General features: G+C 68.1%; 21 protein-coding genes and 1 pseudogene. 7 read left to right on the top strand and 15 right to left on the bottom strand.

Going from position 1 to position 20,476, the window contains the following annotated elements; all coding sequences use genetic code 11:
• The first annotated feature begins 18 nt into the window (after positions 1–18).
• Together GH815_RS15395 and GH815_RS15390 are read left to right on the top strand one after the other, a co-directional pair.
• Complete coding sequence (locus GH815_RS15395; protein WP_153749650.1) at positions 19–672, top strand: 3-oxoacid CoA-transferase subunit A; 654 nt, start codon at positions 19–21, stop codon at positions 670–672.
• Positions 672–1,325, top strand: coding sequence for a 3-oxoacid CoA-transferase subunit B (locus GH815_RS15390; protein WP_153749649.1), 654 nt, complete (start codon positions 672–674; stop codon positions 1,323–1,325). Before GH815_RS15395 ends, GH815_RS15390 begins: the two co-directional genes overlap by 1 nt.
• Before the next feature lie 18 nt (positions 1,326–1,343).
• On the opposite strand, the gene GH815_RS15385 is transcribed toward GH815_RS15390, so the two are convergent.
• The 9 genes from GH815_RS15385 to phnG form a co-directional block, all read right to left on the bottom strand.
• A complete protein-coding gene (locus tag GH815_RS15385) occupies positions 1,344–2,483 on the bottom strand; it encodes an alpha-D-ribose 1-methylphosphonate 5-triphosphate diphosphatase (protein ID WP_153749648.1) in 1,140 nt (379 codons plus the stop codon).
• A gap of 88 nt (positions 2,484–2,571) precedes the next feature.
• Positions 2,572–3,123 (bottom strand): phosphonate metabolism protein/1,5-bisphosphokinase (PRPP-forming) PhnN, encoded by a 552-nt coding sequence (locus GH815_RS15380; protein WP_153749647.1) that lies wholly within the window; start codon positions 3,121–3,123, stop codon positions 2,572–2,574.
• The gene (phnL, locus tag GH815_RS15375; RefSeq protein ID WP_153749646.1) at positions 3,120–3,797 is read right to left on the bottom strand and encodes a phosphonate C-P lyase system protein PhnL; all 678 of its coding nucleotides are present in this window, start codon (positions 3,795–3,797) and stop codon (positions 3,120–3,122) included. Before phnL ends, GH815_RS15380 begins: the two co-directional genes overlap by 4 nt.
• An 11-nt stretch (positions 3,798–3,808) precedes the next feature.
• The gene (gene phnK, locus GH815_RS15370; protein ID WP_153749645.1) at positions 3,809–4,588 is read right to left on the bottom strand and encodes a phosphonate C-P lyase system protein PhnK; all 780 of its coding nucleotides are present in this window, start codon (positions 4,586–4,588) and stop codon (positions 3,809–3,811) included.
• The gene (locus GH815_RS15365) at positions 4,585–5,454 is read right to left on the bottom strand and encodes an alpha-D-ribose 1-methylphosphonate 5-phosphate C-P-lyase PhnJ (RefSeq protein ID WP_343030910.1); all 870 of its coding nucleotides are present in this window, start codon (positions 5,452–5,454) and stop codon (positions 4,585–4,587) included. Before GH815_RS15365 ends, phnK begins: the two co-directional genes overlap by 4 nt.
• Positions 5,451–6,056: an HAD family hydrolase gene (locus tag GH815_RS15360; protein ID WP_153749644.1), complete on the bottom strand. Its 606-nt coding sequence runs from the start codon at positions 6,054–6,056 to the stop codon at positions 5,451–5,453. Before GH815_RS15360 ends, GH815_RS15365 begins: the two co-directional genes overlap by 4 nt.
• On the bottom strand, positions 6,053–7,126 hold the full coding sequence (locus GH815_RS15355; protein ID WP_153749643.1) for a carbon-phosphorus lyase complex subunit PhnI: 1,074 nt from the start codon (positions 7,124–7,126) through the stop codon (positions 6,053–6,055). The genes GH815_RS15360 and GH815_RS15355 overlap by 4 nt, the downstream gene beginning before the upstream one ends.
• A complete protein-coding gene (gene phnH, locus GH815_RS15350; RefSeq protein ID WP_153749642.1) occupies positions 7,126–7,695 on the bottom strand; it encodes a phosphonate C-P lyase system protein PhnH in 570 nt (189 codons plus the stop codon). The genes GH815_RS15355 and phnH overlap by 1 nt, the downstream gene beginning before the upstream one ends.
• Positions 7,692–8,132, bottom strand: coding sequence for a phosphonate C-P lyase system protein PhnG (phnG, locus tag GH815_RS15345; RefSeq protein ID WP_153749641.1), 441 nt, complete (start codon positions 8,130–8,132; stop codon positions 7,692–7,694). The genes phnH and phnG overlap by 4 nt, the downstream gene beginning before the upstream one ends.
• 77 nt (positions 8,133–8,209) lie before the next feature.
• Between phnG and phnF the strand changes: the two genes are divergently transcribed.
• Positions 8,210–8,911, top strand: coding sequence for a phosphonate metabolism transcriptional regulator PhnF (gene phnF, locus GH815_RS15340; protein WP_153749640.1), 702 nt, complete (start codon positions 8,210–8,212; stop codon positions 8,909–8,911).
• Here phnF and GH815_RS15335 read toward each other — a convergent pair.
• From GH815_RS15335 to phnC, 5 genes are all read right to left on the bottom strand, one after another.
• Complete coding sequence (locus GH815_RS15335) at positions 8,908–9,525, bottom strand: LbetaH domain-containing protein (RefSeq protein ID WP_153749639.1); 618 nt, start codon at positions 9,523–9,525, stop codon at positions 8,908–8,910. The two genes, phnF and GH815_RS15335, sit on opposite strands and share 4 nt — an antisense overlap.
• A gap of 8 nt (positions 9,526–9,533) precedes the next feature.
• The gene (gene phnE / locus GH815_RS15330; RefSeq protein ID WP_153749638.1) at positions 9,534–10,856 is read right to left on the bottom strand and encodes a phosphonate ABC transporter, permease protein PhnE; all 1,323 of its coding nucleotides are present in this window, start codon (positions 10,854–10,856) and stop codon (positions 9,534–9,536) included.
• The gene (gene phnE / locus GH815_RS15325) at positions 10,853–11,725 is read right to left on the bottom strand and encodes a phosphonate ABC transporter, permease protein PhnE (RefSeq protein WP_153749637.1); all 873 of its coding nucleotides are present in this window, start codon (positions 11,723–11,725) and stop codon (positions 10,853–10,855) included. Before phnE (GH815_RS15325) ends, phnE (GH815_RS15330) begins: the two co-directional genes overlap by 4 nt.
• A gap of 70 nt (positions 11,726–11,795) precedes the next feature.
• Entirely contained in the window at positions 11,796–12,695 is a 900-nt protein-coding gene (gene phnD / locus GH815_RS15320) for a phosphonate ABC transporter substrate-binding protein (protein WP_153749636.1), read from the bottom strand.
• 53 nt (positions 12,696–12,748) lie between these two features.
• Positions 12,749–13,561 (bottom strand): phosphonate ABC transporter ATP-binding protein, encoded by an 813-nt coding sequence (gene phnC, locus GH815_RS15315; RefSeq protein WP_153749635.1) that lies wholly within the window; start codon positions 13,559–13,561, stop codon positions 12,749–12,751.
• A gap of 295 nt (positions 13,562–13,856) precedes the next feature.
• Here phnC and GH815_RS15310 point away from each other — a divergent pair, with 295 nt between their 5' ends.
• The 4 genes and pseudogenes from GH815_RS15310 (at position 13,857) to GH815_RS15295 (ending at position 18,679) form a co-directional block, all read left to right on the top strand.
• Positions 13,857–14,837, top strand: coding sequence for a GAF domain-containing protein (locus tag GH815_RS15310; RefSeq protein WP_211365099.1), 981 nt, complete (start codon positions 13,857–13,859; stop codon positions 14,835–14,837).
• Positions 14,838–14,941: 104 nt separating this feature from the next.
• Entirely contained in the window at positions 14,942–16,462 is a 1,521-nt protein-coding gene (gene exaC / locus GH815_RS15305; protein WP_153749634.1) for an acetaldehyde dehydrogenase ExaC, read from the top strand.
• Between the two features lie 169 nt (positions 16,463–16,631).
• Positions 16,632–16,733 (top strand): annotated as a pseudogene (locus GH815_RS19420) (helix-turn-helix domain-containing protein); the annotation flags it as partial.
• Between the two features lie 146 nt (positions 16,734–16,879).
• The gene (locus GH815_RS15295) at positions 16,880–18,679 is read left to right on the top strand and encodes an NAD(P)/FAD-dependent oxidoreductase (protein ID WP_153749633.1); all 1,800 of its coding nucleotides are present in this window, start codon (positions 16,880–16,882) and stop codon (positions 18,677–18,679) included.
• Positions 18,680–18,814: 135 nt separating this feature from the next.
• Here the strand turns inward: GH815_RS15295 and GH815_RS15290 are convergent, their stop codons facing one another.
• Positions 18,815–20,020, bottom strand: a complete 1,206-nt coding sequence (locus GH815_RS15290) for a serine hydrolase domain-containing protein (protein WP_153749632.1) — start codon at positions 20,018–20,020, stop codon at positions 18,815–18,817.
• Positions 20,021–20,476 lie beyond the last annotated feature (456 nt).

The following is a 20,476-nucleotide window of genomic DNA, read 5'->3' as shown; positions in this document are numbered from 1 at the left end:
CGGCCGGGGGGCGGGCGGATGAAGCGGGCGATCAAGCCCGAGGAGGCAGCCGAGATGATCCCCGAAGGGGCGGTGCTGCTGATCGGGGGCTTCATGGGGGTGGGTTCGCCGCACCGGATGATCGACGCCATCGTGGCGCGCGGGGTGGGCGGTCTGACCATCGTGTGCAACGACACCTGCCGTCCGGGCCAGGGGGTGGGCAAGCTGGTCGATGCCGGGCTGGTGGCGCGGGCCGTCGTCAGCCATATCGGGCTGAACCCGGTGGCGCAGAAAAAGATGCTTGCGGGCGAAATGGCGGTCGAGCTGGTGCCGCAGGGCACGCTGGTCGAGCGTATCCGCGCAGGCGGCGTGGGTCTTGGCGGGGTGCTGACCCCGACCGGCGTGGGCACGCTGGTCGAGGAGGGCAAGCAGGTGCTGGACATCGACGGGCGCCGGTTCCTGCTGGAACGGCCGATCCGGGGAGATTTCGCCCTGCTCGATGCGCGCCAGTCGGATTATGTCGGCAATCTGGAATACAGCCTGACGGCGCATAACTTCAATCCGGTCATGGCGCTGGCCGCCGATACGGTGATCGCCGAGCCGCATCACATCATGCCGGTGGGGGTGATCCCGCCCGATGCGGTCAAGACGCCGGGCGTTCTGGTGGATTACATCCTTGAAAGGGCGCATTGATGGATGACAGGGAGATCATCGCGCGCCGCGTGGCCCAGGAGGTCCGGGACGGGATGCTGGTCAATCTGGGGATCGGGCTGCCCTCGCTGGTGGCGGGTTACGTTCCCGCGGATCGCCATGTCTTCTTTCAGGCCGAGAACGGGGTGATCGGGCTAGGCGCCCGCCCGCCCGAGGGGATGGAAGAGCGCGACCTGACCGATGCGGGCGGCGGTTTCGTGACTGCGGTGCCGGGGGCTGCATCCATCGACAGCGCGATGAGCTTCGGGTTGATCCGCGGCGGGCATCTGGACATGACCGTTCTGGGCGGGTTGCAGGTGGATGAACGGGGCTATCTGGCGAACTGGATGGTGCCGGGGCAGATGGTGCCGGGCATGGGGGGCGCGATGGACCTTGTCGCCGGGGCCAGGCGGGTGGTCGTGGCGATGCTGCACACTGCCAGGGGGGTGCCCAAGATCGTGCCCGAATGTACCCTACCGCTGACCGCCGCGCGCCGGGTCAGCCTGATCGTGACCGAAATGGCGGTGATCGAGCCCACCGAGGCGGGGCTTGTGCTGCGCGAACATGCGCCCGGTGTCAGCGTCGAGCAGATCTGCGCTGCGACCGCCGCGGCGCTGGTCATTCTCGGCGACGTGGCGCCGATGAACCTGGGCTGAAGGCGCGCGGGCGCCGGCTCAGGCCACGCGGCGCCCCGCCGACCATGAACCGCGCACCGCCGCCATGTTGCCCGCGCGGCGCACGCGGATCACATCGGCGCGCAGCCCTTCGGCCAGCGATCCGCGGTCGGCCAGTCCCGCCGCGCGGGCCGGGGCGGCGGTGACGGTGGCGATGCCGCGCGCGGTGTCGCCCCACAGATCGCCCAGCATCAGCGCGCCACTCAGCAGCGAGGCGGGGACGTAATCCGAGGACAGGATGTCCAGAAGCCCGGCCTCGGCCAGATCGCGTGCCGCGACATTGCCCGAATGCGACCCGCCCCGGATCAGGTTCGGCGCCCCCATCATCACCGCGATGCCATGGGCATGGCAGGCCCGGGCGGCCGCGGAAGTGGTGGGAAACTCGGCCAGTCCCGCGCCATGCCCGGCCGACGCGGCGACATGGGCCGATGTCGTGTCGTCATGGCTGGCCAGCACCGCGCCCATTGCCCGGGCGGCGGCCACCGTCGCGGCCTCGTGCACGGCGCGCACGCGCTCGCCCATGGCGGTCTGGGCCTCGACATGGGCCTGGAACTCGTCCTCGGTCATCCCGTATTTGCCGCGGGTATAGGCGCGCAGGCTGTCGAGATTGGCGAATTGCCGCTGGCCGGGGGTGTGATCCATCAGGCTGACGATGCCGACCCGGTCGCCGGGGCCGAATTTCGCCAGTTCCGCGATCAGGGTTTCGGAACAGACCTCGGCGCGCAGATGCAGGTAATGGCTGATCCGCAACAGCCCGGCGGCGCGGGCGGCCATGATCTCGTCGGCCAGCCCGCGGGCATATTCGCCATACCCCCTGCCGGTGGAGACCAGCGAGCCGACCCGCAGCGCATCGAAGACCGTGGTGATGCCAAGCGCGGCCAGTTCGGCGTCATGCGCCAGGATCGCATCGCCATGCGGCCAGTCCACGCCGGGGCGGGGCTGGATATGGCGTTCCAGATTGTCGGTATGCAGCTCGATCAGGCCGGGCATCACCAGATCGCCCTCGCAATCGGTCGCCCCGGCGGGAACGGCCGTGCCGCTGTCGATCCGGGCGATCCGTCCGTCCCGCATCACCAGCGCGCCATGATGCAGCCCGTCGGGCAGCACCAGTCGGGCATTGGCCAGAACCGTTTCGGTCATCTTGTGCATTCCATCGTCTTGCAGGGTTTCGTTCCTGTGCCGCCGGATCGTGACGGGCCGGTGACAGGGGGCGTTCGGGCGGGGGCTGTCATGGGCCCGCCCGCCTGTCGCCGGGGCAAAGCGCCGCGATCAGCCGCGCGATGCCTTGTTCGGGCGTGCCGTCATTCAGCACGCGGATCACCGGCAGACCCGGGGGCAGGTCGCCCGTCTCGCGCGCCAGCCGGGCGGCGATATCGCCCCCCGCCTCGCGGCCGCGGGTGGCGATGCGGGCGGCGCGCAGCTCGGGCGGGGCCTCGACCAGGATCACGCGCAGATCGGCAAAGACCCGCGCGGCCTCGGCCAGCACGGCGCGCGAGCCGTTGAAGACCACATCGCGCCCGCGCCCCGCCGGCTGGAACCCCGCGCGCGGCAGCCCATAGGCCAGCCCATGCGCGCGCCAGTGCAGCACGAACGCGCCCGCAGCCAGATGGCGGGCGAATTCGCCCTCGCTGACGCCGTCGAACGGCTCGTCGCCGTGGCGCGGGGGGCGGGTGATGACGCGGCGCACCCGATGCGCCAGACCGGCGGCGGCAAGCCCGCCCAGAAGCGTATCCTTGCCCGCGCCCGAGGGGCCGACAATGGCAAAGACCCGGCCCTTCATGCCGCCACCGCGAAGCCGCTGACATCGACCAGCCTTGTGCAGACGCGCGCCCGCGCCGCCTCGTCATGGAAGATGCCCAGGATCGCCGCGCCGCGGGTGCGCGCCTCCTCGATCAGGGAAAGCACCACCTCGCGATTGGCGGCGTCTAGGCTCGCGGTCGGCTCGTCCAGCAGCAGAACCGGCCAGGGATGGACGAAGCCGCGCGCGATGTTGACGCGCTGCTGTTCGCCCCCGGAAAAGGTCGTGGGCGACAGCGGCCAGAGCCGTTCGGGGATGTTCAGCCGCGCCAGCAGCGCCGCGGCCTGCGCGCGCGCCCTGTCCTGATCCATGCCAAGGGACAGAAGCGGCTCGGCCACCACATCCAGCGCCGGAACCCGGGGCACCACGCGCAGGAACTGGCTGACATGGCCCAGCGTCGCCCGGCGCAGCGCGATCACCTGACGCGGCTCTGCCCCCGCCAGTTCCACCCCCGCCACGCGGATCGAGCCCGCGTCGATCCGGTAATTGCCCCAGATCATCCGCATCAGCGTCGACTTGCCCGCGCCCGAGGCGCCGACCAGCCCGACACATTCGCCCGGACCCACCCGCAGCGACGCGGCCGCCATCACCTCAAGCACCGCGCCACCCTGATTGTGCAGGGTGAAACGCTTGGCCACGTCCCGAACCACGATCATCGCCGCCCCCGTCATGCCTGAAGCACCGAGCTGACCAGCAGCTGGGTATAGGGATGCTGCGGGTCGTCCAGAACCTGATCGGTCAGCCCCTGTTCGACCACCAGCCCGTCCTTCATCACCATCAGCCGGTCGGCCAGCAGCCGGACCACGGCCAGATCATGGGTCACGATCACCGCGCTCAACCCCATCTGCCGGACCAGCCCGCGCAACAGGTCCAGCAGCCGGGCCTGCACGCTGACATCAAGCCCGCCGGTCGGCTCGTCCATGAAGACCAGCCGCGGGCCGGTCACCAGATTGCGCGCGATCTGCAAGCGCTGCTGCATGCCGCCCGAGAACTGCCGCGGCTTGTCGTCGATGCGGTCGGCGGCGATCTCGACCCGGCCGAGCCAGTCCACCGCCTGCGCCCGGATCTGGCCGTAATGGCGCGCGCCGACCGCCATCAGCCGCTCGCCGACATTGCCCCCGGCGCTGACCCCCATCCGGAGCCCGTCGCGCGGGTTCTGGTGGACAAAGGCCCAGTCGGTCCGGGCCAGCATCCGCCGTTCGGGCTCGGCCATGGCCAGCACGTCGCGCGGCCCCTCGGCGCGGGTGTCAAAGACGACGCGGCCGGTATCGGGCGGGATATGCCCGGCAAGACAGCCCAGAAGCGTGGATTTGCCCGAGCCGGACTCGCCCACGATGCCCATCACCTCGCCCGGCCAGAGGTCAAAGGCGACATCGGCGCAGCCGCGCCGCGTGCCATAGCTCTTGGTCAGGTCGCGAACCGACAGAAGCGGATGCGCGCCGGTCATGCTGCCGCCCCTTCGGTGCCGCCCAGCCGCCCGGCATGACCGGTGGCGCGGTGGGTTGCGCAATGGTCGGTGTCGGAACAGACGAACATCCGCCCGCCCGCATCGTCGGTGATGACCTCGTCCAGATAGCTGGCCGCGTCCCCGCACAGATCGCAGGCATGGGGCGCCTTGGCGGCGACGAAGGGGTGATCGTCGAAATCGAGGCTGACCACCTGCGTATGGGGCGGCAGCGCATAGATCCGCTGTTCGCGCCCGGCGCCGAACAGTTGCAGCGCGGCGCAATCCGAAAGCTTCGGGTTGTCGAATTTCGGGATCGGCGAGGGGTCCATCACATAGCGCCCCTGCACCTTGACCGGATAGGCATAGGCGGTCGCGATCTCGCCGTTCCGGGCGATGTCCTCGTAAAGCTTGACATGCATCAGCCCGTATTCGGCCAGCGCGTGCATCCGCCGCGTCTCGGTCTCGCGCGGTTCGAGAAAGCGCAGGGGTTCGGGGATCGGCACCTGATAGACAAGGATCTGCCCCTCGGTCAGCGGCGCTTCGGGGATGCGGTGGCGGGTCTGGATGATCGTGGCCTCCCGGGTGCGTTCGGTCACGGCAACGCCCGCGGTGCGCTGAAAGAACTTGCGGATGCTGACGGCGTTGGTGGTGTCGTCGGCGCCCTGGTCGATCACCTTCAGCCGGTCCTCGGGCGTCAGGCAGGCCGCCGTCAACTGCACCCCGCCGGTGCCCCAACCATAGGGCATGGGCATCTCACGGCTGGCAAAGGGCACCTGATAGCCCGGCACCGCAACCGCCTTGAGGATCGCGCGGCGGATCATGCGCTTGGTGGCCTCGTCGAGATAGGCGAAATTGTAGTCGCTCACAAAAGCCCCCGTGCGCTCAGTGCCGTTTCCAATGCCTCGGGCGTGGTGAAATGTTCCGCCGCAAGGCCGAATGCCCTGGCCCCGGCGACATTCGCGGGGCTGTCGTCGATGAACAGGCACTCCCCGGGCGTCAGCCCCGCCCGGTCGCAAAGCAGCGCGAAGATGCGCGGATCGGGCTTGACCACGCCCTCCTGTCCCGAAACCACGGTGACGCCAAAGGCCGCGCCCAGCCGCGGATGCGCCGCGACGCCGGTGGGCCATGTCTCGGCCGACCAGTTGGTGATGGCGTGGATTTCCAGACCGCGGGCGCGCAGCCGGTCCAGCACCTGCCATGTGCCCTCGATCGCGGCGGGCACGGTCAGCGCGTAGCGCGCAACATAGCCCGTGAACAGGTCGCGGTCCTGCGGATCGGCGATCTCGGCGGCCAGATCGGCAAAGCGCGCACCGGCATCGGCGCGCAGGTTGCGGGCCATGAAATCGGTGCGCGACAGGAACGCCTCGGCCGCGTCCGGTGTCAGCGGCGGGCAAAAGGCCAGACGCGGATCCCAGCGCACCAGCACATTGCCGATATCGAAGACGATGGCCTTGACGCCCGCACTCATTCCGCCGCCTCCTGCGCCGCGCTGGCGCGCAGTCGCCGCACCAGTTCCAGTTCGGACTGGAAATCGACGTAATGGGGCAGCTTGATATGTTCCAGAAACCCGGTTGCCTGGATGTTGTCGGCATGCATCAGGACGAATTCCTGATCCTGAACCGGGGCACCGCTGTCTTCCTCGCCCAGTTCCTGCCAGCGCAGCGCCCGGTCCACCAGGCTCATGGCGATGGCCTTGCGCTCGGACTGGCCCATGACCAGGCCATAGCCGCGGGTGAATTGCGCGGGCTGCGTCTTCGAGCCGGTGAACTGGTTCACCGTTTCGCATTCGGTCAGCGTGATCGCGCCGATGGCAACGCACAGGCCCAGTTCGGGGATCTCGACCTCGACCATCACCTCGCCGATCCTGAGTTCGCCGACAAATGGATGCGTCCGCCCGAAACCGCGCTGGCTGGAATAGGCCAGCCCCAGCAGGAACCCCTCGTCGCCGCGCGCCAGCGATTGCAGCCGCAAGGCGCGACCGGCGGGCAGGTCCAGCGGTTCGCGGGTCAGGTCGGGGGGCGGGTCGTCACAGGCGGGTTCGGGCTCGATCAGCCCTTCGCGGTCCAGAAAGCCGGTGACGCGGGGCACCGGGCCGACCGGCGCGGCCTGTGGCGCAACGGGGGCCTCGCCCTCGGCGGCCAGTGCGAAATCCAGCAGCCGGTGGGTATAGTCGAAGGTCGGGCCCAGAACCTGCCCGCCCGGCAGATCCTTGTAGGTGGCCGAGATCCGGCGAATCGCCGCCATCGCCCCGGTATCGACCGGCCGCGAGGCGCCAAAGCGGGGCAGGGTGGTGCGATAGGCGCGGATCAGGAAGATCGCCTCGATCAGGTCGCCGCGCGCCTGCTTGATCGCCAGCGCCGCAAGATCCGCATCGTAAAGAGAGCCTTCGGCCATCACCCTTCCGACCGCCAGCGCCATCTGCTCGCGGATCTGGGCCACCGACAGTTCGGGGATTGCGACATCGCCGCGCCGCGATTCGGCGAGCCACGCATGGGCGTTGTCGATGGCCTGTTCGCCGCCCTTGACCGCGACATACATCAGGCGGCCTCCACACAGGTGCTGCGCGGCAGCCCGGCCAGCCGGTCGCCACAGGTCAGAAACGTGTCGAAGCCCAGCGGAAAGCGGGCATGGTTGGCCTGGAACGGCGCCAGTTCGGGCAGCGACAGATGCGTGGCCTCCTTGATGCCGGGGCCGGTCAGCCGGGCGCCGGATGGCGTCAGCCGGTCGGTCTCGACGATCAGGGTGGCGGCGCGGTCGGGATAGTCGGGCGTGCCGATGGCAAAGCGGTCCAGCGGGTGCAGCGCATCCCATGTGCCGATGGCAAACATCGCCGCTTCGGCGCCCACCAGCGGCGCGCCGGTGTGAAAGGCGATCCAGTCGCGCAGGGCAGGGCAGTCATGCGCGCCTGCCAGATGCAGCGGGGTCGTCGCATCCAGCAGCACCAGCGCGGCCAGCCCGGCGGCGGGCGACAGCGGCGCGGGCGGGGTGGCGCCGGTCAGCGCAACGATGGTGCCGGGGCGCGACAGCGCGGTCAGGATGGCACGAAATCCGTGCGCGGCCTGAAGGGGCGTGTCGGCAAAGCCGCCGGTCAGGGCGTGGGGCGTCATTCATCCTCTCCGCGGACCATGGTGAAGAACTCGACCCGCGTTGCCCCGGCCCGGGCCGCCTGTGACGCGTGCCGTGCGGTTTCGTCAGCGGCAAGCGGGGCCAGGATGGTCGCGGCAAGCTCGGCCGCGCGGTCGGTCTGCAACAGCGCATCCAGCACCGCGGCGCGGCGGGCATGGCCCTTGTCGCGCCCCTGCACCCAGGCATGGCCAATGGCGCCGCAGTCCAGCCGGACGGCGCAGCGGGTGACCGTCATCTCGCCCAGATTGAAGGGCGCGCCGGTCCCGCCCTGCCGGCCCTGCACCATCACCGCCCCCGTCTCGGGCGCGCGCAGCATTGCATGGCCGGGCAGGTCCGGGGCCAGTTCGGCCAGCCTTTCGGGCCGGGCGCGGGCCAGAAGGCCCATGGCCTCGGCGCGGGTGTGGGGGGTGGCAGGCATCTTGTCGATCCGGCTCAAATCCTATACAACTAGACAAGTTTTAGCATGACCCTTGGGCCGTTACGAATGAAATTTCCATGACAGCCGATCCCCCCCTCTGGCGCCAGATCGCCGAGACGCTGACCGCCGAACTGGCCGCTGCCCGCCCCGGCGACCGGCTGCCCAGCGAGGCGCGTCTGGCCGCGCGCTTCGGCGTGAACCGCCACACCGTCCGCCGGGCGCTGGCGGCGCTGGCAGAGGCGGGGCTGGTCCATGCCCGGAGGGGCGCGGGGGTGCAGGTCACCGCGCCGCCCACCGATTACCCGATCGGCCGCCGCACCCGGTTCCACGCCGCGCTGGAGGCCACGGGCCGGGTGCCGGGGCGGCGGGTTCTCAGCGTCGAGACGCAGCCGGGGCTGGCGGAGGATTGCGCGATGCTGGCCGTCCCCGAGGGCACGCCGCTGGTCCGGGCCGAAGGGCTGTCGCTGAGTGACGGGGTGGTGATCGGGCATTTCCGCTCGGTCTTTCCGGTGCTGCCGGGGCTGGCTGCGGAACTGGCGCGGGGCGAGGGGGTGACACGCGCGCTGGCGGCCTGTGGCATTCCCGATTACACCCGCGCCTGGACCCGGCTTACGGCAGTGCCCGCCGATCCGCTGCTGGCGGGGCATCTGCAATTGCGCCGGGGCGAGCCGGTGATGCGGGCGGTGGCGCTGAACCACGATCCGCGCGGCCAGCCGCTGGAATACGGCATCACCCATTTCGCGGGCGCCCGCGTCACCCTGAGCGTGGCGCCCGACTAGCCGCCGTGACGGTCCAGAAACGCCTCGGCGGGCAGGCGGCGGAAATCGTCAAGCGCGGCGCGCAGCCGCTCATGCGGCCAGTCCCACCAGGCCAGCGCCAGCAGCCGTTCGGCTACCGCGTCGGGAAAGCGCGCGCGCAGGGGGCGGGCGGGCACACCCGCGACGATCAGGAAGGGCGGCACATCGGCGGTCACGACCGCCCCGGCCGCGACGATGGCGCCGATGCCCACCGTCACCTCGGGCCGGATGATGGCGCCATGGCCGATCCAGCAATCATGCCCCAGCGTGCAGCGGCGGCTGGCGCGATGGGCGAAGAAGTCGGCATCGTCCGCCGCGTCGTCCCAGTAGCTGGCCGAGCGATAATGGAAATGATGCTGCGCGGCATTGCGAAAGGGGTGGTCGGTCGGCCCGATGCGGGTGAAGGCGGCGATATTGGCGAACTTGCCGACGCTGCAATTGGCGATGTCGGCATAGCGGTCGCAATAGGCGTAATCGCCGAAATCCGAGTTCAGCACACGGCTGCCCCGCCCGATCTCGCAATAGGCGCCAAAGCGGCTGTCCGCGATCTCGCAATCGGGGTGGATCAGGGGTGTATTGGGGGAAAGGCGTGGCATCTGACGGTCTACTCGCCCTTGATCAGCCTGCGCCGCAGCCAGCTCGACAGCGCGTCCATCGCGATCACCAGAAGCACGATCAGGACCATGTAATAGGTGACCTTTTCCCAGTCGGCGGTGGTCTGGATCGCCTGGGTCAGCATCAGCCCGATGCCGCCGCCGACAATGGCGCCGATGATCGTGGCCGAACGGGTGTTGGATTCGAGGAAATAGAGCAGTTGGCTCAGCAGCACCGGCATCACCTGCGGGATCACCCCGAAGCGGTAGCGCTGCACCGCATTGGCGCCGGTCGATTGAACGCCCTCGATCTGCTTCTGGTCGGTGTTTTCCAGCGCCTCGGAGAACAGCTTGCCGAAGCTGCCTGAGTCGGTGATCAGGATTGCCAGCGCCCCGGTCATCGGCCCGGGGCCGAAGGCGCGGCTGAGGATGATGGTGAAGATCAGCGCGTCCACCCCGCGCACGAAGTCGAAAACCCGGCGCACAACGAAGCGCAGCCAGCGCGAGGGCGTGAAGTTCTGCGCGGCGAGGAAGGCCAGCGGCAGCGCGATGGCCGCCGCGCCAAAGGTGCCCAGAAACGCCATCAGCGCCGTCTCGCCGATTGCGAAGAAGACATCGCCATGGCGCCAGATCGAATTGGTCCAAAAATCGCGGACCACCGCCTGCCAGTTCGGCATCTCGGCATAGAGACGCTCGCCCCCGGCCACGGCCGAGGCCAGCGCGCCCGCGGACATGCCGTGAAACCGGCTTTGCAGGTCGAAGAAGAACAGCTCCCACCCCCAGAAATAGCGGAAGGTGTCGGCGCGCGTGCGGGTGACGGTCAGCCGCCCGGCGGCGGTGGTGACCACCACGCGCGCGTCCGAGGCGTTGATGAAGTCCGGCACCGGGCCGGGTTGGGGCAGCTCCAGCAGGATCGGATCGGCGATGGTGATGCGGATCGGGCCGAAATCCGGGTGGTCATAGCTGACAAGCGGGCCGTCATAGGTGACGCTGTGCCCGCCGGCAAGCTCGATCAGGGTCCGGTCCCCGTCCTGCCGGATCCAGTCGGGGATGCGGTCCTCGGGATAGGTGGCGCGGCGGCTGCCCTCGACCGAGACCGCCAGCGCGTCGCTGCGGTTGTCGCGGGTGACATGGACCTTGTAGCTGACCGCGTCCGACAAGAGGATCACGGCATTGTCCATCTTGGCGCGCTGCATCAGCCCCGCCACGTCGAAGGCGACAAAGACATAGGCCAGATAGGCCAGCACCAGCATCGGCGCGGCCAGCGCAAGGGCGCGCTTGCGGCGCATCGCGCTCAGCGCCTGCTGGCGCGGATCGTCGGCGATGGCAGTCATTGCGCGCCCCTCCCCCGGGTCAGGCTGTTGCGCATCCAGCTGGACACCTGATCGACCAGAACGATGGTGGCGAACAGAAGCAGGAAGATCGCGGCCGCCTGATCGAACTTGCCCTGGCCGAAGGTCATGGCATTGCGCAATTCATAGCCGATGCCGCCCGCGCCGACGAACCCCAGGATCGCCGAGGCGCGGATGTTGATTTCGAGCCGTAGCAGCGAATAGCTCAGGTAATTGGGCATGACCTGCGGAAAGACCCCCAGCCATGTCCGCTGCCACCAGTTCGCGCCGACCGAGGCCAGCCCCTCCAGCGGCTTGAGGTCCACGTTCTCGTTGACCTCGGAGAACAGCTTGCCCTGCGCCCCGGCGGTATGGATGGCGATGGCGATCATCGCTGGAACCGGGCCGCCGCCCAGGATGAAGATCAGCACCAGCGCGATCACGATCTCGGGCACCGCGCGGCACACATCCGCGCTGCGCCGCGCCAGCGGGATCAGCCGCGGCCAGCGCGCCAGCCCCCGCGTTCCGGCCAGCGCCAGGAGCGTGCCCAGGATGCAGCCCAGGATGGTCGAAACCAGCGCGATGTTCACCGTCTCGACCAGCGCGGGAAAGGCGCGGGCGGCATGGGCGGGCAGGTTGGCGGATTTCTCCCATGCCTCGGTGATCAGGTCGCGCGGGAAATCGAGGATGCGCGAGAAGCCCTCGGACAGGCTGGCGGCATTGCGGAACTCGGCAATGCGGAAGCCCGAGACGAACATCGCCAGAAAGACGACCAGAAGAATGCCGCCATACATCCGCTTGCGGCGGGACAGCGACAAGTATTCCTCGCGGATGTCGACCGTTCGGGCCGAGGCGGGCAGGACGGTGGGCATGGACGATCCATCAAAAAAGGACCGGACACCGCGCGGACGCGGCATCCGGCCGGAACCCTTGCGGGTGCGGTCAGTTCATCTGCGAGCGGCGCACCGCGATGATCGTCTCGTAGGCGTCATGCCCGATCGGGGTAAAGCCTGCCGTCTCGCCCGCGGCGACGCCATAGGCGCAGTCCGGGTCTGTCTCGTGCAGGTTGGCCACGAGGTCGTAGATCTTGTCCTGCACATCCTGCGGCAGCGCGCTGCGCAGCACGATGGGGCCTTCGGGGATGGGCTTGGAGCGCCAGATCTCGACAATGTCGTTCATGTCGACAAGACCCGAATCGGCCGCCTTGCGCAGCGCACCCGAGTTGTAGCCGTCTTCCCACTCGCCCTGGCCATCGGCCCAGACCACACCGGCGTCGTAATCGCCGTTGACCACCGCGATGACGGTCTGTTCATGCCCGCCGGAAAAGCCGACGCGGCTGAAATACTCGCCTTCGGTCATCGAGTAGCCCGCCTCGGGGATCTCGATCAGCGGCACCAGATAGCCCGAGGTCGAGTTCGGGTCGGCAAAGGCAAAGCTCTTGCCCTTCATGTCGTCGAGCGAGGTGATGCCGCTGTCGGTGCGCGCGATCGCGATGGAGTAGTACATGTAGCTGCCATCGAGATTGGTCTTGACCAGCACCGGCCGCACCGCCTCGGGATCGTTCAGCCAGACCGCGGCATAGGCCGAGGCGCCGAGCCAGGCCATGTCCAGCGATCCGCCGATCAGGCCCTGGATGACGCCATTGTAGTCGGCCGGGGTGAACAGCCGCACCGGCACGCCCAGCGCCTCTTCGGCATAGGCGCGGAAGCACTCGTTCGAGGCGAGGCGGTCCTGGGCGTTCTCGCCGCCCAGAAGGCCGATATTGAACTGGGTGATGCCCTCGGCCGCGATCGGGGCGGCCAGCGCGGTGGACAGCAGAAGGGTGGCAGCAAGCTTCTTCATTCGCTCTCTCTCCGTTGCGATGAAAGACCCTGCGGGCGCAGGGCATTCGGGATTCAGTGGACCGCGACGCGCGCGGCCGGGACGGCCCGCTCCGGCCGGATGGCGGTCGAGGTGGCGTGTTCGTTGAAGGTTTCGTCGGCGCCGTAGATGTCGCGCGCGACACCGGTGGTCAGTTGCTCGGGCGTGCCGTCGAAGACGATGCGACCGTCGCGCATGCCGATCACCCGGTCGCAATAGCGCCGCGCGGTATCCAGCGTGTGCAGGTTGGCAATGACCATCCGCCCGTCCTCGACATTGATGCGCTTGAGCGTGTCCATCACGATCTGCGCGTTCATCGGGTCGAGGCTGGCGATCGGTTCGTCGGCCAGGATGATCGCCGGATCCTGCATCAGCGCGCGCGCGATGGCGACGCGCTGCTGCTGGCCGCCCGACAGCGCCTCGGCGCGCTTGGTGGCCTGTTCGGCGATGCCCAGCCGGTCCAGGATGTCGATGGCGCGCAGAATATCGGCGCGGGACCACAGGTTGAACATCGTGGCCAGCGTGGACTGCCGGTTCAGCTTGCCGTGCAGGACATTGGCCACCACGTCCAGCCGCGGCACCAGGTTGAACTGCTGGAAGATCATCGCGCAACGGCTTTGCCAATTGCGCGCTGCCGCCCCGCGCAGGGGCAGGATGTCCTGCCCCTCGTAGAGGATGCGGCCCTCGGTGGCGTCGGTCAGCCGGTTCATCATCCGCAGGAAGGTGGACTTGCCCGCGCCGGAGCTGCCGATGATGCCGATGAATCCGGGCTGATGCAGGGTAAAGCTGACCCGGTCGACAGCGCGCTTGTCTCCGAAGACCCGGGTCACGTTCTGAACGTCGAGCATCTGCCATCCCCCCATTCGCAGCGCCCGTTTCGCAGGCGTTCGTGACAGCCCGGCCAAGCGTGTGTGACGTTCCTGTGAAATCTCGCGCGCCCCGGGGAGCGCGCTGGCGTGGAAATGTGACGGATCCGTGACGGGTACGCCGGTGCGGCGCCGGGAAAGCTGCCCGGGATTTCCGCGGCCCGGGGGGATCGGTTTTCTGCTACATCCTGACGCAAGGGAATCATGCGGCGGCCTGCCCCGCCAAACGGCGGCCAATGGGGCGGGCGGTGTGTACGGGACGGGGGGGAGGGCGGCGATGAAGCCGATCAATGACCATGTGAACAGGGTGATTTCCGCGTCGCAATCGGGCTCGGCCCCGGCGCGGTCGCAGGTTGTCGCCTCGTGGCGGCGGTCGATGACGCTGCACGGGCTGGACCCGGCCGCAGAGGCCACCCGGGACCGGATCGACGATGCCGCCCTGTCGCAGCGGCGCGAGGCGCAGGAGCAGTTCCTTCAGATCGCCGCGCCGAAGCTTGACCAGCTTTTTGCGCTGGTCGGGCAATCGGGCTGCGCGGTGCTGCTGTGCGATCCCGAGGGCGTGGTGCTGGACCGGCGGTGCAGCGAGGCCGATCGCGAGGTGTTCCGGCGCTGGGGGCTGTTCGAGGGGATGGACTGGTCCGAATCCGCCGAAGGCACCAATGGAATCGGCACATGCCTTGCCGAAAGCCGCAGCCTCATCATCCACCGCGACGATCACTTCCTGGCCCGCAATATCGGCATGAGTTGCATCGACGCGCCGATCTATGGTCCGGATGCGCGGATCGTCGGGGCGCTGGATGTCTCGTCGGCGCGGGCGGACCAGACCGAGGCGTTCAACCGGCTCATCGCGGCCATGGTCGGCCAGACCGCGCGCCAGATCGAGACCGACAGCTTCTGCGCGGCCTATCCGGGGATGCGGATCGTGCATGCCGATGCCGACGATACCGACGCCGCAACGCTGCTGGCGGTGGATCACGACGATATCGTGGTCGGGGCGACGCGGGGCGCGCGCAAGGCGTTCGGGATGGCGGCGACGGGGCCGATCGCGCCGGTTCCGGCATCGGACATCTTCGGGCGCGAAGACGGGCTGCGCGGCTTTGAAAAGGCGGAGCGGGCGGCGGTGATTTGTGCCCTGACGCGGGCGGGCGGGAATGTCTCGCAGGCGGCGCGGAACCTCGGTGTGGGGCGGGCGACGCTGTATCGGCGCATGAAGCGGCTGGGAATCGGGGAAAGCGGGGCGAACCTGTCTCGGGGATGAGACAGATTGCCCCGGTCCCGTGCCGGGGCGGGGCTGACAGCGCGGCACGGCGCGGGCACCGTCCTGTCACTGCCCGGTGGAGGACCGGGCGCGAGGAGGACATCATGAACCAGCAGACCCAGATCGCGGGACATCACGTCTCGCCCTTCAGGAACCGTTACGACAACTTCATCGGCGGCGCCTTCGTGCCCCCGGTTGCGGGCCGCTACATGGACAACATCACGCCGATCACCGGCGCGAAGGTCTGCGAGGTGGCGCGCTCGGACCGGGCCGATATCGAACTGGCGCTGGACGCCGCCCATGCCGCCCGCGAAGCTTGGGGCAAGACCTCGGCCGGGCATCGCTCGAACATCCTGTTGCAGATCGCCGACCGGATGGAGCAGAACCTTGACCTTCTGGCTGCGGCCGAGACCTGGGACAACGGCAAGCCTATCCGCGAGACGACCGCGGCCGACATCCCGCTGTCGATCGACCATTTCCGCTATTTCGCCGGTGTCCTGCGCGCGCAGGAAGGCACGATGTCGGAAATCGACCATGACACCGTGGCCTATCACTTCCACGAACCGCTGGGTGTGGTCGGCCAGATCATCCCTTGGAACTTCTCGATCCTGATGGCGGCGTGGAAGCTGGCCCCGGCGCTGGCAGCGGGCAATTGCGTGGTGCTGAAACCCGCCGAACAGACCCCGGCGGCGATTCTGGTGCTGGCCGAGTTGATCGCCGATCTGCTGCCGGCGGGCGTGCTGAACATCGTCAACGGCCTCGGTGCCGAGGCGGGCGACGCGCTGGCGCGCTCGAACCGGATCGCCAAGATCGCCTTTACCGGATCGACCGCGACGGGCCGCAGGATCATGGAGGCCGCGACCGTCAACCTGATCCCGGTCACGCTGGAACTGGGCGGCAAGTCGCCCAACATCTTCTTCTCGGACGTTATGGCGCAGGATGACGCGTTTCTCGACAAGGCGGTGGAGGGCTTCGTCCTGTTTGCCTTCAACCAGGGCGAGGTCTGTACCTGCCCCTCGCGCGCGCTGATCCAGGAAGACATCTACGAAGAGTTCATCGCCCGCTGCATCGCCCGCGTGAAGGCGATCAGGCAGGGCGATCCGCGCGACCCCGCGACGATGGTCGGCGCGCAGGCCAGCCGCCAGCAGCATGACAAGATCATGTCCTACTTCACCATCGGCCGCGAGGAGGGCGCCGAGGTTCTGGTCGGCGGCGATGCGGCGCGGATGGACGGCGACCTGGCGGGCGGGTTCTACATCCAGCCCACGATCCTGAAGGGCCATAACGGGATGCGCGTCTTCCAGGAGGAGATCTTCGGCCCCGTGGTGTCCGTCACCACCTTCAGGGACGAGGCCGAGGCGCTGGCCATCGCCAATGACACGATGTACGGCCTTGGCGCCGGCGTCTGGACCCGCGACGGCACCCGCGCCTACCGCTTCGGCCGCGCGATCGAGGCGGGCCGGGTCTGGGTCAACAACTATCACGCCTATCCCGCTCACGCGGCCTTTGGCGGCTACAAGCAATCCGGCATCGGGCGCGAGACGCACAAGATGATGCTGGATCACTACCAGCAGACCAAGAACATGCTGGTCAGCTACAACCCGGACAAGCTGGGCTTCTTCTGATCCCGCGCCAGACGCTGCGGCACCGCCCCCGGGGGCGGTGCCGTTACGCGACGGTCGCGCCCCCGAACTGGCGTTCCAGGGTCGGGCGCGGCCCTCGTCGCGCAGGACGCGGCTTGACGATAAGGAACATCTTTCCGGTTTCGCATGGGCGAGCGGCCCCCGCGATGACCTTGCCGCCAGCGACTGGAACATGGCGCGCGCGGCGCGGCGGCTGGGGGTGAACCGGTCCACCGTGATGCGGCGGGTCCGCAAGCTGGGGCTGGCGCTGCCGGGCCGAGCGTTGCGCCCTGTTGCGTGCGCAACGGCGCGGCCGCCGACTGCGCTCAACTGCGTCAGACTGTCGCGATTTCTCTGGTCAGCGCATCCCGTCCTGCGGCAGCCTGCCGGTCGGGAGAACGACGAAACGGGAGGAAACACATGCTTGATTCAACCACGACCGATTCCACGCGCGCGGTCCTGTCGGCCTTTGGCGAGGCGCTGGAACAGGGCGATATCGACCGCGCGGTGGGGATGTTCGCCGATGACTGCTACTGGCGCGACCTTGTGACATTCACATGGAACATCAAGACCGTAGAGGGCAAGGAACAGGTCGCCGACATGCTGCGCCACCAGCTTGCGACGACGAAGCCGCGCGGCTGGGATCTGGCCGAGCACGAGATCCCGACCGAAGCGGACGGCATCACCACCGCCTGGATCACCTTCGAGACCGATCTGGCGCGCGGCTATGGCCTGATGCGGCTGAAGGACGGCAGGATCTGGACGCTGCTGACCACCATGGTCGAACTCAAGGGCCATGAGGAACCCAGGGGCTTTGCCCGGCCGCTGGGGGCCAAGCATGGCGCGGGCAAGCACCGCACCACCTGGAAGGAAGAGCGCGAGGCCGAGGAACGGGAACTTGGCTACACGAAACAGCCCTATGTGCTGATCGTGGGCGGCGGGCAGGGCGGCATCGCGCTTGGCGCGCGGCTGCGCCAGCTGGGCGTGCCCACCATCATCGTCGAGAAGAACGACCGCCCCGGCGACAGCTGGCGCAACCGCTACAAGTCGCTCTGCCTGCACGATCCGGTCTGGTACGACCACCTGCCCTATATCAAGTTCCCCGAGAACTGGCCCGTCTTCAGCCCCAAGGACAAGATCGGCGACTGGCTGGAGATGTATACCAGGGTGATGGAGTTGAACTACTGGACGCGCACCACCTGCAAATCGGCCAGTTATGACGAGGCCACGAAGGAATGGACCGTCGTGGTGGACCGCGACGGGCAGGAAGTCACGCTGAAGCCGAAGCAACTGGTTCTGGCCACCGGCATGTCGGGCAAGCCGAACATGCCCCATTTTCCCGGCATGGAGACATTCCGGGGCGACCAGCACCATTCCAGCAAACACCCCGGCCCCGATGCCTACAGGGGCAAGAAATGCGTGATCGTGGGGTCCAACAACTCGGCCCATGACATCGCCGCGGCGCTGTGGGAACATGATGCCGACGTGACCATGGTTCAGCGGTCCTCGACCCATATCGTGCGCTCGGACACGCTGATGGAGATCGGGCTGGGCGGGCTTTATTCCGAAGAAGCCGTGCAGAACGGCATGACCACGGAAAAGGCTGACCTGATCTTTGCCTCGATCCCCTATGCGATCCTGCACGAGTTCCAGATCCCGCTCTACGAGCAGATGAAGGAGCGCGACAAGGAGTTCTACGACGGGCTGGAGCGCGCGGGATTCTGGCTTGACTGGGGCGCCGACGGTTCGGGCCTGTTCATGAAATACCTGCGCCGCGGCTCGGGCTATTACATCGACATCGGCGCGAGCCAACTGATCATCGACGGGCAGATCAAGCTGGCCCATGGCCAGGTGCGCGAGGTGGTCGAGGACGGGCTGATCCTGGAGGATGGCACCAAGCTCGAGGCCGATCTGATCGTCTATGCCACGGGCTATGGCTCGATGAACGGTTGGGCGGCGGATCTGATCGGGCAGGACGTCGCCGACAAGGTCGGCAAGTGCTGGGGTCTGGGGTCCGACACGCCCAAGGATCCGGGCCCGTGGGAAGGCGAGCAGCGCAACATGTGGAAACCGACCCAGCAGGAAGGGCTGTGGTTCCATGGCGGCAACCTGCACCAGTCGCGGCACTACTCGCAGTTCCTGGCGCTGCAACTGAAGGCCCGGATGGAGGAACTGCCGGTCTCGGTCTACGGGCTCCAGACGGTGCATCACCTCGGCTGACAAGGCCGCGGGCGGCCCGGGTGACACCCGGGCCAGACCTTCGGGCAACCGCGTTTCGAATCCGGCCATTGCAGGGGCGCCGCGCGGGTTTTCCGGCATCCGCCGCAGGTGGCTCCGGCGGAGGACGATATCGGGTCAGGCGGCGCGCGATTGGTGGAGGTTGCGGTAGAACGCGGTTTCGAAGTCGAGATAGCCGCCGAACGAGGCGGCATCGCCGAAGGGCAGGATCTGCGTTGCCCAGAACCCGCCGAAACCGTTCTGCCGGTCGATCCAGTAGAACAGGTTCGCCAGCCCCGCCCAGCCGAGGGCGCCTGCCGGGCGGCCGGTGGGGGCCTCGTCGTCATTGACCATGAAGGTCAGCGCCCAGCTTTTGCTCAGCCCCGGGAAGAACTCGGCGTCGTTCGACAGGGACGGGATCACACCGGGCAGCATCACCACCTTCTGATGCGGCTCAAGCCCGTTCTGCACTGCCATCGCGACGGTCTCGGGCTTCAGCACGCGGCCGTTCTGGCCCATCCCGTCATTCAGCCACATTCGGATGAACTTCATGTACTCCCCGACCGAGCCGTAAAGCCCGTGCCCTGCCATGTCGATCTCGGGATTGTCGGGCAGGGCGAACTCCATCGGGGTCAGCACCCCGTCGGCGTCGCGGGCATGAACGGTTGCGGTGCGCGCCTTCATGTCGGGGCTGCGGGTAAAGGCCATGTCGGTGATGCCGAGCGGGGCAAAGACGTGCTCGGCCAGCACTGCGGACAGCCGCTTGCCGCGGATGCCCTCGACCACCTGGCCTGCCCAGTCGATATTGCTGCCATATTCCCAGCGCGCGCCGGGATCGAACAGCAGCGGCGTCATCAACGCCTCGCGGCAGGCCGTCACGACCGAGGGCTGGCCGTGTTCGGCGGCCATCTTCAGGTAATCCCGATTGAAGAAGTCATAGCCGAATCCCGCCGTGTGCAGCAGCAACTGGCGCGTGGTGATGTCGGATTTCGGCGGCCGCAGCCGCGGGGCGCCGTCGGCGCCGAAGCCTTCGAGCACCTGCAACTCGCCCAGCCCGGGGGCATATTCCTTCGCCGGGGCGTCGAGATCGAGCAGCCCTTCCTCGACGCATTGCAGCACCGCGGTCCCGCCGATCGCCTTGGTGGTCGAGAAGATGGCAAAGACAGTGTCGGCCGTCATCGCCGTCCCTGTCCCCAGATCGCGCAGCCCGCGCGCGCCTTCGTAGACATTGCCCTGCCGGTCGGTGACCATTGCCACCACACCCGGCACGCGCGCCGCCATCTCGTCCTGCGTCACGCGGTCAAGCACGGCATCGAAGGTCGGTTTCCATCCGTTGGTATTCATCCTTTCCTCCCTTTCACGTCTCGTCCGCCCCGGCAGATCCCGGCTGCCGGGGCTTTGGCTTGGTGCATCTCGAAGCCTTTGGCCATCTCGGCCCCTCTCCTGCGACAGGTGCCTTGGCCCCAGTATAGGACAGAACGCGCCGAGGGTTGCCCGGAACATTCGACCCCGGATCACACGTGTAGGTCCTGGCCATCAGCGTCGCGGTCTCGTCGAGACGGGCGAGCCTTGCATCGAAAGCGTCGGCCGCAAGCTGGCGATCCATCTCTTGCGCAAAAACGCCTCTGTCCGGGGCTGGCCAGACCCGTCCGGGGCGCCCATGACGTTTTTTGTACTTTCCGTAAAAAAGCTCTTGCGACTCGGGGTGGGCGTCTCTAGATAGCCCTTCACCGGCGGCGCTGAGGCGCGGCTGGGGCGGCGGCGGGGCTTGGTGGTTCGGTTGTCGGTAAAAAGCAGGGA

Source organism: Rhodovulum strictum, from assembly GCF_009649175.1.
Classification (GTDB): Bacteria; Pseudomonadota; Alphaproteobacteria; order Rhodobacterales; family Rhodobacteraceae; genus Rhodovulum; species Rhodovulum strictum.
Note: the sequence above shows the minus strand (reverse complement) of the source record. Positions and strands in the feature narration are given on the sequence as shown.